The sequence below is a fragment of the Pseudomonas sp. genome, assembly GCF_049301935.1.
Lineage (GTDB): Bacteria > Pseudomonadota > Gammaproteobacteria > Pseudomonadales > Pseudomonadaceae > Aquipseudomonas.
In genome coordinates this window covers 19,612-31,462 of record NZ_JBAQLP010000058.1, presented here as the reverse complement: position 1 = coordinate 31,462, position 11,851 = coordinate 19,612, and the positions used below count along the sequence as shown (strand labels likewise).

The 11,851-nt window shown below is 63.2% G+C and carries 9 protein-coding genes; 1 reads left to right on the top strand and 8 read right to left on the bottom strand.

The window, feature by feature from the left end; all coding sequences use genetic code 11:
• Nucleotides 1-13 precede the first annotated feature (13 nt).
• From gabT to WA145_RS08485, 8 genes are all read right to left on the bottom strand, one after another.
• Entirely contained in the window at nt 14-1,294 is a 1,281-nt protein-coding gene (gabT, locus tag WA145_RS08520) for a 4-aminobutyrate--2-oxoglutarate transaminase (RefSeq protein WP_422581162.1), read from the bottom strand.
• 79 nt (nt 1,295-1,373) lie between these two features.
• The gene (gene gabD / locus WA145_RS08515; protein ID WP_422581185.1) at nt 1,374-2,825 is read right to left on the bottom strand and encodes an NADP-dependent succinate-semialdehyde dehydrogenase; all 1,452 of its coding nucleotides are present in this window, start codon (nt 2,823-2,825) and stop codon (nt 1,374-1,376) included.
• A gap of 30 nt (nt 2,826-2,855) precedes the next feature.
• On the bottom strand, nt 2,856-3,683 hold the full coding sequence (locus WA145_RS08510; RefSeq protein WP_422581161.1) for an ABC transporter permease: 828 nt from the start codon (nt 3,681-3,683) through the stop codon (nt 2,856-2,858).
• Nucleotides 3,684-3,867: 184 nt separating this feature from the next.
• Nucleotides 3,868-5,127, bottom strand: a complete 1,260-nt coding sequence (locus tag WA145_RS08505; protein ID WP_422581160.1) for an ABC transporter permease — start codon at nt 5,125-5,127, stop codon at nt 3,868-3,870.
• A gap of 91 nt (nt 5,128-5,218) precedes the next feature.
• Complete coding sequence (locus WA145_RS08500; RefSeq protein WP_422581159.1) at nt 5,219-6,253, bottom strand: ABC transporter substrate-binding protein; 1,035 nt, start codon at nt 6,251-6,253, stop codon at nt 5,219-5,221.
• Between the two features lie 45 nt (nt 6,254-6,298).
• Complete coding sequence (locus tag WA145_RS08495; protein WP_422581158.1) at nt 6,299-7,408, bottom strand: ABC transporter ATP-binding protein; 1,110 nt, start codon at nt 7,406-7,408, stop codon at nt 6,299-6,301.
• Nucleotides 7,409-7,639: 231 nt separating this feature from the next.
• Complete coding sequence (locus WA145_RS08490; RefSeq protein WP_397378642.1) at nt 7,640-8,269, bottom strand: response regulator; 630 nt, start codon at nt 8,267-8,269, stop codon at nt 7,640-7,642.
• Nucleotides 8,266-10,665 carry a PAS domain-containing sensor histidine kinase gene (locus tag WA145_RS08485; RefSeq protein WP_422581157.1) on the bottom strand — a complete coding sequence of 800 codons (2,400 nt, stop codon included), beginning with the start codon at nt 10,663-10,665 and terminating at the stop codon, nt 8,266-8,268. The genes WA145_RS08490 and WA145_RS08485 overlap by 4 nt, the downstream gene beginning before the upstream one ends.
• Before the next feature lie 148 nt (nt 10,666-10,813).
• Here WA145_RS08485 and WA145_RS08480 point away from each other — a divergent pair, with 148 nt between their 5' ends.
• The gene (locus tag WA145_RS08480) at nt 10,814-11,851 is read left to right on the top strand and encodes an alpha/beta hydrolase family protein (protein ID WP_422581156.1); all 1,038 of its coding nucleotides are present in this window, start codon (nt 10,814-10,816) and stop codon (nt 11,849-11,851) included.

The following is an 11,851-nucleotide window of genomic DNA, read 5'->3' as shown; positions in this document are numbered from 1 at the left end:
TACGGGTTTGGCCTTAGGCCAGTTCGGCGAAACACTCGGCGATGATCGCCAGGCCACGGTCGAGCAAGGCGTCTTCGGCGGTCAGCGGCACCAGCACGCGCAACACGTTGCCGTAAGTACCGCAGGACAGCAGGATCAGGCCCTTGTCACGCGCCTTGGCCACGATCTGCCCGGTCAGCGCGGCGTTGGGTTTGTGCACATCACCGCCTTCGCACAGTTCCATGGCAATCATGGCGCCGAGAGCGCGCACTTCGCCGATGCTGTTGTGCTTGGCCTGAATGGCTTTGAGGCCGGTGACCAGACGCTCGCCCATGGCCTTGCAGCGCTCCAGCAGTTTTTCTTCCTCGAACACCTCCATCACCGCCAGGGCCGCGGCGCAGGCAATCGGGCTGCCGGCATAGGTGCCGCCCAATCCACCGGGCGCAATCGCGTCCATATATTCCGCCTTGCCGCATACACCGGCCACCGGGAAACCGCCGGCGATGGATTTGGCGAAGGTGGTCAAATCGGCGGCGACGCCCATCTGTTCCATGGCGAAGAAGGTGCCGGTACGCCCGGCGCCGGTCTGCACTTCGTCGGCGATCAGCAGGATGCCGTGCTGATCACAGAGGGCACGCAGGCGCTGCATGAAGTCCTTCGGCGCGACGTAGAAACCGCCCTCGCCCTGCACCGGCTCGATGATGATCGCGGCGATATCGCGCGGCTCGGCATCGTTCTTGAAGATCCGCTCGATGCTGGCGATCGCGTCATCCGTGCTGACGCCATGCAGTTCGCAGGGGTACTGGGCGCGGAAGATGCCACCGGGCATCAGGCCCATGCCGGCCGAGTAGGGCACCACTTTACCGGTCAGGCCCAGGGTCATCATGGTGCGGCCGTGGTAGCCACCGGTGAAGGCGATCACCCCGGCACGGCCGGTGGCGGCGCGGGCGATCTTGATCGAGTTTTCCACGGCCTCGGAGCCGGTGGTGACCAGCAGGGTCTTCTTGGCGAAGTCGCCCGGCACCTTGGCGTTAACCTTCTCGCACAGCTCGACGTAGGGCTCGTAGGCCAGCACCTGGAAGCAGGTGTGGCTCAGCTTGGTCAGCTGCTGCTGCACCGCGGCCACCACTTTGGGGTGCAAGTGGCCGGTGTTGAGCACCGCGATACCGCCGGCGAAGTCGATAAACTCGCGGCCTTCGACGTCGGTCACGGTGGCGTTCGCAGCCTTGTCGGCGAAGATCGGGTGGATCTGGCCCACGCCGCGGGGTACGGCGGCGGTGCGGCGTTGCATCAGGGATTCGTTGGTCTTGCTCATAAGGTCCTCGTCGGGAGTGCAGGTTATTCAGGTGGTGGAAGACGCTCGCGGTCTTCCACCCTACGGATTCAGGCCCGGCTTAGATTCCGAGGCACAGATATTTGATTTCCAGATACTCGTCTAAGCCATATTTCGAACCTTCACGGCCCAGCCCCGAAGACTTCATGCCGCCAAAGGGCGCCACCTCGGTGGAGATCACCCCGGTGTTGATGCCGACCATGCCGTACTCCAGGGCCTCGGCCACACGGAATACGCGGCCCAGGTCACGGGCGTAGAAGTAGGCGGCCAAACCGAACTCGGTGTCGTTGGCCTGGCGGATCACCTCGGCCTCGTCGCTAAAGCGGAACAGCGGCGCCAGCGGGCCGAAGGTTTCCTCGCGGGCCACCGCCATCGCGGAGGTAACGCCGGAGACTATGGTCGGCTCAAAGAAGTTGCCGCCCAGGCTGTTGCCGCCGGCCAGCAGGGTTGCACCCTTTTCCAGGGCGTCATGCAGATGGCGCTGCACCTTGGCCACGGCCTCGGCATTGATCAGCGGGCCGGTGGTGATGCCCTCCTGCATGCCGTTGCCGACCTTGAGCTTGGCCACCGCCGCCCGCAGTTTTTCGGCAAAGGCGTCATACACGCCGGCCTGCACATACAGGCGATTGGCGCACACGCAGGTCTGCCCAGCGTTGCGGTACTTGGAGATGATCGCCCCTTCCACCGCCGCATCCAGGTCGGCGTCGTCGAAGACGATAAAGGGCGCGTTGCCGCCCAGTTCCAGCGACAGCTTCTTCAGGCTCGGCGCGCACTGCTGCATCAGCTTGATGCCGACGCCGGTGGAACCGGTAAAGCTCAGCTTGCGCACGATGGGGTTGTCACACAGCTCGCCGCCCACGTCGCGGCTGGCGTCCACGTCCGCCGGGATCACGCTAAGCAGGCCCGCCGGAATCCCCGCGCGCTCGGCCAACGCCGCCAGGGCCAGGGCCGAAAACGGCGTCTGCGGCGCAGGCTTGAGCACCATGGCGCAGCCCACGGCCAGCGCCGGGCCGGCTTTGCGGGTGATCATGGCACTGGGGAAGTTCCACGGCGTGATGGCGGCCGTCACGCCCACCGGCTCCTTCTGCACCAGAATGCGCTTGTCCGTGGCGTGGCCCGGAATCACATCGCCATAGGCGCGCTTGGCCTCCTCGGCAAACCACTCGATAAACGAGGCCGCGTAGGCAATCTCGCCACGGGCTTCGGCCAGGGGCTTGCCCTGCTCGGCGGTCATGATCCGCGCCAGGTCTTCCTGATTGGCCATGATCAGGTTGAACCACTGGCGCAGACGGGTCGCTCGCTCCTTGGCGGTGAGGGCACGCCAAGCCGGTTGCGCCACTTGTGCAGCCTCGATGGCGCGGCGGGTTTCCGCACGGCCCATATTCGGCACGCTGCCGATCACTTCATCGGTCGCCGGGTTGCGGATCTCGGTTCGTGCACCGTTGTCGGCTTCACACCACTGGCCGTTCACATAGGCCTGCTGGCGCAGCAGGCTGGGGTCATTCAATTGCAGGCTCATAGGGCTCTCTGGTTGTTCGGCGAATCAGGTGGGTTGCTGGGTGCGCAGTTTCTCGCTGCGCCCGCGCAGCCATTCAAGGGTCAGCAACAGCAGGATGGAGAAACCGATCAGCAGGGTCGCGGCGGCGGCGATGGTCGGCGACAGGTTCTCGCGGATGCCGCTGAACATCTGCCGCGGCAGGGTGGTTTGCTCGGGGCCGGCGAGGAACAGGGTCACCACCACTTCATCAAAGGATGTGGCAAAGGCAAACAGCGCCCCGCTGATCACCCCCGGCGCGATCAATGGCAAGGTGACCCGGCGAAACGCGGTCAGCGGCGAAGCACCCAGACTGGCAGCGGCGCGCACCAGGTTGTAGTTGAAGCCCTGTAAGGTGGCCGACACGGTGATGATGACAAACGGCACACCGAGCACCGCATGCACCACGATGAGTGACAGATAGCTGTTGCCCAGGCCCAGCGGTGCGAAAAACAGGTAGCTGGCCACCCCGACTATCACCACCGGCACCACCATGGGCGAAATCAGCAGGCTCATCACCAGCGCCTTGCCACGAAACTCGCCACGGGTCAGACCAATCGCGGCCAGCGTACCGAACACCATCGCCAGCAGCGTGGCCGCGGGGGCAATGATCAGGCTGTTTTTCAGCGAGCGCATCCACTCAGCCGAGGTGAAGAAGTCCTCATACCAGCGCAGAGAAAACCCCTGCAGCGGGTACACCAGAAAACTGCCGGAGTTGAACGACAGCGGGATGATCACCAGCACCGGCAGAATCAGAAACAGCAGCACCAGGGCGCAGAGGCTGCGCAGGCTGTAGTGCCAGATGCGTTCGATGGGCGACATATAGGGGCTGAGCATAAAGGTTCTCCAATCAATCTTTAGGTGGAGCCGAGAAGCAAAAGCGGACCGTGTAACGCCTGCGATCCCTCACCCGCCCTGCGGGCACCCTCGGCTTTGGCATCCTGCGTCGCCCTACCTCCTGCATCCATGCAGTCGTCTCCCGTGGGAGAGGGGTGCAAATTGGCCTGCGGCGCAGGCTGTTTTATCCCAACCTCAGCTTGCTGGCGCCGACCAGCCAGCTGTACACCACGTACAGCACCAGCGTGGCAGTCAGCAGCAGGCCGCCGAGGGCGGTGGCCATGCCCCAGTTGATCGAACTGTTGGTGTAGAAGGCGACGAAGTAACTGATCATCTGATCGTTCGGACTGCCCAGCAGTGCCGGGGTGATGTAGTAGCCAATCGACAGGATAAACACCAACAGGCAGCCAGCGCCGACACCGGCCAGGGTCTGCGGAAAGTACACCCGCCAGAAGCTGGCGAACGGGTGACAGCCCAGCGACACCGCCGCACGCATATAGGTCGGCGAGATGCCCTTCATCACGCTGTAGATCGGCAAAATCATAAAGGGCAGCATGATGTGCACCATGGCGATGTAGACGCCGCTGCGGTTGAACACCAGCTGCATGGGTTCATCAATGATGCCGACCGACATCAACGCACTGTTGATCAACCCGCCTGACTGCAGCAGCACGATCCACGCAGCGACCCGCACCAGGATCGAGGTCCAGAACGGCAGCAGCACCAGGATCATCAACAGGTTGCTCTGCCGGGTCGGCAGAATCGCCAGCAGGTAGGCCAGCGGATACGCCAGCACCAGGCAGATGGCGGTGATCACCAGGCTCATCCAGAAGGTGCGGGTGAAAATATCCAGGTAAATGGCTTGATCCGGGGTGGCACTGGCCAATTCGCCCAGGTCATCAATCCGGTGGTCCAGCGCCGCCAGCAGGTAGTAAGGCGTCACGCTGCTGGTGTTGCGGCGCACCACTTGCCAATAGGCCGGGTCCCCCCAACGCTCATCCAGGGCTTCGAGCGCCGCCTTGTACGAGTCAGGCTCAGCGGCAAACGGCAGCTTGCGCGCGGTGCTGTTGATCAGGCTGCGGTAGCCGGCCAGTTCCATGTTCAGGCGCTTGGACAAGTCGCCCAGCACCCGCTGTTGCCGCGCCTCGACAATATCGAGGGCCATGGCCCGATAAACCGCCTCATCGGGCAAGCCACGACCATCCCAGGCCTCAATCGCCACCACAGTCTGCGGCAGGCTGCTGACCACCTCGGGGTTGTCCACGCTGCGCCATAACAGCGCCACGATGGGCACGATAAAGGTCAGCAGCAGGAAGATCACCAACGGCAGAATCAACGCCTTGGACTTCAGGCGGTTGAACCGTTCGGCGCGCGCCAGCTTCTGTTTGAGGCTGGGGCCGGCCCCTTGCAAATCGGTATCAGTGGCGGACAGGACACTGGCCATGAACAACTCCGCAAACAGGTGTCGCCCGCAGGCGACGAAGAATTCAGGTCGCCTGGCCGGTTACAGGCCGGCCAGGCGCGAGGTCACACACTCAGTTACGCGCGGCCCAAGCATTGAAGCGCTGCTCCAGTTGCTCGCCGTAGTCGGCCCAGAACACCACATCGATGGCCACCTGATCCTTGATGTTTTCCGGGGTGGTCGGCATCACGTTGAGGCGCTCAGGGGCCAACAGATCGATGGCTTGCTTGTTGGCCGGACCGTAGGCGATGTTCTCGGAAAAGACTTTCTGCGCCTCGGGCTGTACCGAGAACGCGATGAATTCCTTAGCCAGCTCCTGGTTCTTCGCCCCACGCGGGATGGCCCAGGAGTCGAAGTCATAGATACCGCCGGTCCACACCACTTGCAGGTTGCTCTCGGCTTGCACGGCAGCGATGCGGCCGTTGTAGGCCGAGCTCATCACCACATCACCGGAGGCCAAATACTGCGGCGGCTGTGCACCGGCTTCCCACCACTGGATATGCGGCTTGAGTTCATCGAGCTTGCGGAAGGCCCGGTCAACCCCATCACGGGTGGCCAGCACGCTATAAACCTCAGCCGGGGCAACGCCGTCCGCCATCAGGGCAAATTCCAGGGTGTATTTGGCGCCCTTGCGCAGGCCACGCTTGCCGGGGAACTGCTTCACATCCCAGAAATCCGCCCAGCCGGTTGGCGCCTTGGCCAGTTTGTCGGCGTTGTAGGCCAGCACCGTGGACCAGACAAAGAAGCCCACGCCACAGGGCTGAATCGCGCCTTTGACGAAATTGTTCTGGTCACCAAACTGGGCCGGATCGAGGGTCTCGAACAGGCCTTCGTCGCAGCCACGGGCCAGCTCCGGCGACTCCACTTCCACCAGGTTCCAGCTCACGCTGTTGGTGTCGACCATGGCTTTGACACGGGCCATTTCGCCGTTGTACTCACCGGCGAGGATCTTGTTGCCGGTGGCTTTTTCAAAGGGTTCGTAAAAGGCTTTGACTTGCGCATCCTTGCTCGCGCCACCAAACGAAATGGCGGTCAGGTCCGCCGCCAGGGCGGGCATGGCGCAGGCCACGCCAGCGGCCAGGGCCGCGAGCTTCAGGGATTTGATCATTGTTGTTAGCTCCTCTGTGTCATTTAGGACGGGTTTAGTGTTCGGTCAGTCGGCCTGCAGCGGGTCGAGGGCGCGGGCATGCTCGACATGCCAGCCCAACGGCACCAGATCGCCCACCGCGAGGTTGGCATCCAGCTCGGCCACGGGCTGCTTGACGTAGAAATCCTGTTTGCCACATACCTCCATGCGGATGCGCACGTGGTCGCCCAGGTAGATGAACTCGGCCACACGCCCGGAGAAACGGTTGCGGCAGGCATCGCTATGGCCATTGAGGCGCACGCGCTCGGGACGAATCGACAGGGTCACGGACTCGCCCAGCGCACCGACGTTGACCGCCAGTGCCTCGACCTGCTCACCACGGGCCAGGCCAACCACGCAGCGCTCACCGTCGCGGCTGAGCAGCTGGCCGCTGATGCGGTTGTTCTCACCGATAAAGTTGGCGACAAAGGTGTTGCTCGGCTGCTCGTAAAGCGTGCGCGGATCGGCGATCTGCTGGATCTCGCCCTGGTGGAACACCGCCACGCGGTCCGACATGGTCAACGCTTCGCCCTGGTCATGGGTGACGTACACCACGGTCACGCCCAAGCGTTGATGCAGGTGCTTGATCTCCATCTGCATGTGCTCACGCAGTTGTTTGTCCAGCGCACCGAGGGGCTCATCCATCAGCACCAGCTGCGGCTCGAAGACCAAGGCGCGGGCCAACGCCACACGCTGCTGCTGACCACCGGACAGCTGGCCGGGGTAGCGGTTGCGGAAACTGTCGAGCTGCACCATGGACAGCGCTTTCTTCACCCGCTCGGCGCTGTCGGTGCGCGACAAGCCGCGCACGCTGAGCGGGAAAGCCAGGTTTTCGGCCACGGTCATATGGGGGAACAGGGCGTAGTTCTGGAACACCATGCCGATGTCACGCTTGTGCGGCGGCAGGCGATTGAGCGAACGCCCGTCGAGCAGAATCTCGCCGGCAGTGGGGGTTTCGAAACCGGCCAGCATCATCAGGCTGGTGGTTTTACCCGAACCGGACGGCCCCAGCAGGGTGAGAAATTCGCCCTTGCGGATATCCAGATTGAGATCTTTGACGATCAGGTTTTCGCCGTCGTAGCTTTTTTGCACACCACGAAAGCTCACCAATACATCGTTTGCCTGAGACCCGCTCATCGCCACACCCTTGTTGTTGTCTGCACGCTGATGGCACAAGACTAGGGGGGTTAAAGCGGGGGCATAATCGGGCTGGATGACAACCTGCTGTCAGGCGCGGGGAGAACCTGCTGTAGGGATTGCCCTACAAAAATCGACTCACCCAGCGCGTACAGAGACCGTGCGCACGCCGCGCCAGCCGCTCCTTAGAGGCCTTAGAGCAATATCTCAAAGAGCACGCAAAGCACCGCTTTAGAGCAGTTTGTGCTCCATGGCGTAGCGCACCAGGTCTGCCACCGATTGCAGCCCGAGCTTCTGCATCAGCCGCGCCTTGTGGGTGCTGACGGTCTTGTTGCTGACGGCCAGGTGCAGGGCAATGTCGTTGACCCCTTCGCCGCGCACCAGCCGCTCGAACACGGAAAACTCACGCTCGGACAGCTGCGCATGGGGTGGACGTGAATCCGTCAGGCCCACCTCGAAGACCATGCGGTCGGCCAGTTCCGGGTCGATGTAACGGCCGCCACTGGCAACCTTGCGGATGGCGGCGATCAACAATGCGGGGTCGCTGTCTTTGGTGGCGTAACCGGCTGCGCCGATCTTCAGCGCACGCGCGGCCATCTGCGCTTCATCGTGCATGGACAGCACCAGGATCGCCGGTGGGCGCAGCAACGCCCGGATCCGCGGAATGGCCTCAAGGCCGTTGACGCCGGGCATGGAAATATCCAGCAGCACCACATCGCACTCAACCTTGCGCAGGGTCTCCAGCAACTGCTCGCCATTGCTCGCCTCCCCCACCACCTCAAGGTCGCGCGCCATGCCAATCAGCTGCTTGATGCCTTCACGCACGATGGCGTGGTCTTCTGCCACCAATACCCGAATCACGTCAGTGCCTCCTCATCCAGCGCCACATGCGCCAGCAGCGTAGTGCCCTCGCCTGGCTGGCTGTCAATCTGTAAACGCCCGCCGAGCATAAATACCCGTTCCTGCATGCCGACCAGGCCGAACGATTGCCCGGCTTTGCGGGGTTCCTGCGCAAAGCCTTTACCGTCGTCAATCACACACAGGCACAGCTCGCCCTGCTCCACGCGCAAGTACACCTGCACGCTGTGCGCACCGGCGTGGCGCATTACGTTGGTCAGCGCCTCCTGCAGAATGCGGAACAGGCCAATGGCCTTGGCATCGCTGAGCGGCGGCAGGTGATCGGGCACCTCCACCAGGCAGGGAATCTGGGTACGCGCTTCAAAGCGGCGCACCTGCCATTCGATGGCCGAGGCAATGCCCGCATCCAGGATCGGCGGGCGCAAGGCCGTGGCCACATCGCGGACCAACTGGAACAGATTGGCGATCAGCTTTTTCATGCTGGTCAGACGCTCATCCAGGCCCGCGACCTGACCGGCAAAGGCCAGCTCACACATGGCGGTTTCCAGCTTGAGCACGGTCAGCACCTGGCCGAGTTCATCGTGCACCTCGCGGGCGATCCGGGCTTTTTCTTCCTCGCGGACGCTTTCCAGGTGAGCCGCCAGTTCGCGCAGATGAGCACGGGACTCGGCCAGCGCCAGCTCGATCTGCTTGTTCTCGGTGATGTCCCAGACAATGCCGTCCCACACCACCCGCCCTTCGCCTAGGCTGCGCGCTGTGGCCTTGATGTCAGCCCAGCGCAGCTCACCGTCACGGGTCAGGATGCGGCCCTGCCATTGCCAATCGCAGTCACCCAGCAGCGCGGCATCCTGGGTCTGGTGATAGCGCGCCTGGTCCTCGGGGTGTACCAGGCTGCGGATGCCACGGTCTGCACGCTGCAACTCGGCCGCCGGGTAGCCCACCAAATCCAGGCTGGCTTCACTGATGTAGGCAAACTCCACCGGCTGCTCGGCGCTGGCCCGCTCCAGCCGAAATACCAGCCCCGGCACGTTGCCGGCAATGCCTTTGAGGCGCGCTTCGCTTTCCTGCAAGGCAGCCTGCGCGCGGCGCCGTTCAGTGACATCGGTGATAAACACCACGAGGTATTCCGACTGGTCAAAGCGCAAAAAACTCAGCGACACGTCGACCGGCAAGCGGCTGCCATCGGCGCGCTGACAGTCAATCTCGAAGCCGGGCAAAGGCTCCTGGCTGCCACGCGCCTGCCGCCAGAGGCTCAGCCAGCGGTCCATGCTCAGCGCAGGTTCCAGTTGCACCAGCGGCATGTCGACCAACGCGTCACGGCCATAACCCAGCATGCGTTCAGCCGCCAGGTTGGCGTAACGCACATGGCTGTCCCAATTGACCCAGAGAATGCCCACGGTGCTGTTATCAATCGAGAACTGACTCAGCCGCAGTGCCTGCTCGGCAGCCTCACGCTGGCTGAGCACTGCGCGGGCGTCCAGCAACTGACGCTCCAGGCTACGGCGCTGCAGCAGCAGGTAGCGGACAATGGCGGCCAGCGTCAGCAGGATGAGGCCAAGAAACACACTGACGCCTTTCCAGAACGCCAGCGGGTTACCCAGCTGACGCGTTGACAGGGGAAACCAGCGCGCCTGCAGCTGCTCAAGCTCACCACCGGGCAACGCTTGCAAGGTGCGCTGGAGAATATCGGCGAGCAGCGGCGCATCGCGGCGACTGCCGATGCGCAGCAACTGCGGCAAGCCAATGTCACCGATGATGCTCAGCCCGGCAAACTGGGTTTCACGCAGCAATAAACTCAGGCGCGCCTCATCCACCACCGCGTAACTGACCTCTTGGCGCAACAACAGATCCAGCGCTTCGCGTTCATTGCCCACTGGCTGCAGCTGCACGTTGCCATGCGTCACGCGCAGGTACTCCTGCACAGCACTGGGCGCACGCACGGCAACTTTTTCATCGCGGCCGATACGGTCAAGGTCCACCGCACTGCTGCCGCGCCGCTCGCCCACCACCAGATGTGGCACGCGCAAATACGGATCGGAAAAGCGCCAACGCCGCAGGCCTTGCGGGGTTTGCTGCAGGCCGGGAGCCAGGTCCACTTCGCCACGCTGCAGGGCGGCTTCCAGCTGATCTTGATCAGCAAAGCGCAACCACTGCCCCTGTACACCCATGCCTTGTAACAGACGCTTTATCAGGTCCACGTTGGCCCCCGACAAGCGCTGCTGGCGGCGATCAAATTGCGCCCAGGGCGGCTGCATCACCAGGCCAACCCGCAGGGTCTCGTGATCGCTCAGCCATGCCTGCTGCTCCGCGCTAAACGCCGGCCTCAGGGGCAACACATTACTCTCGGCCGCGCACAGCAGCGCCGGCCACAGTAAAAGAACAATCAACAGGCGCTTCAACGCAACCACACTCCACAGGGGGAAACGACCGGGCAGGATCCAGCAACCCTTACCTTACTCCAGTCCTGAAGGGCTTAGAGCTATTCAGCCCTGACAAAGGCACGCCCAGGTATTAGGCTTCAGTGGCCTGCCTCGATAGGAATGCCTGATGCGCCGCTTTATCCCCACACGGCCCACCCTGTTCAGCCTGCTATTAGCACTGCTGCTGGTTCAACCCCTGCAGGCTGAGGAGAGCGACAGCGCCACCTCTGAAGCCAGCCCAGAGACTCCCGCCGAAACACCTCGCGCCCCCCTGTCCGAGCGCAGCGAAGTGGACGCAACGGCGCTGGCGCAACGGCTGGAGCAGAAGGAGCAGCAACAGTTGAAAGCGGGCGACGAACCCTTTCTGGCCCTCTGGCTGCCGGCCAATGTCGCCGAGCCCAGCGGGGTAGTGATCATCCTGCCCGGGGACGATGAAACTGCCGACTGGCCGCAAAGTGTCGGCCCCTTGCGCAGCAAGCTGCCCAATGCTGGCTGGCACAGCCTTAGCCTGACCCTGCCCGACCCCAACAGCGATGCGCCGCCACTGCGCCGCGTCGAACCAGCCACTGCAGAACCGACAGAAGACGCTGCTGCCGACACCACGACGGCAGCAGCAGAGGAAAGCGCCGAGGGCAGCCCAGCCACAGATGAAGCCGCTGCACAAACCAGCAATAGCCAGCTCGACAGCGCCGACACTGCGGCGAGCAAAGTGAAAAACATCGAGGAGCAACAGCAAGCCCATGCCGAGCGCGTATTGGCGCGCATCGAGTCGGCCATCGGCTTTGCCGAGCAGCAGCAAGCCGAGACTATCGTACTGCTCGGCCACGGCAGCGGCGCTTACTGGGCCGCGCGCTACCTGGCCGAACGCAAGCCGGCCAAGATCCAGAACCTGCTGCTGGTCGCCGCACAATTACCCGCCGGCTATACCCCGCCACTGGATGAGCTGATCCCGCAACTGCAACTGGCCACCGGCGACTTCTACTACAAGGACCTCGCCAGCGACCGCCAGGCCGCACTCAAACGCGCGCAAGCCAGCAAACGGCAGAAGCACCCCAGCTATATACAGATCGCCATGAAGGCCCTACCGGGCAACCGCGAAGCCGAACAGGAGCAGCTCTACCGCCGCATTCGCGGCTGGCTGACGCTGAAGTTGCAGGTGAAATAG

Excerpts from the sequence above, each read along its gene's own strand:
- gabT (WP_422581162.1), bottom strand. The coding sequence starts at position 1,294 with ATGAGCAAGACCAACGAATCCCTGATGCAACGCCGCACCGCCGCCGTA.
- WA145_RS08510 (WP_422581161.1), bottom strand. The coding sequence starts at position 3,683 with ATGCTCAGCCCCTATATGTCGCCCATCGAACGCATCTGGCACTACAGC.
- WA145_RS08495 (WP_422581158.1), bottom strand. The coding sequence starts at position 7,408 with ATGAGCGGGTCTCAGGCAAACGATGTATTGGTGAGCTTTCGTGGTGTG.
- WA145_RS08500 (WP_422581159.1), bottom strand. The coding sequence starts at position 6,253 with ATGATCAAATCCCTGAAGCTCGCGGCCCTGGCCGCTGGCGTGGCCTGC.
- WA145_RS08480 (WP_422581156.1), top strand. The coding sequence starts at position 10,814 with ATGCGCCGCTTTATCCCCACACGGCCCACCCTGTTCAGCCTGCTATTA.
- WA145_RS08505 (WP_422581160.1), bottom strand. The coding sequence starts at position 5,127 with ATGGCCAGTGTCCTGTCCGCCACTGATACCGATTTGCAAGGGGCCGGC.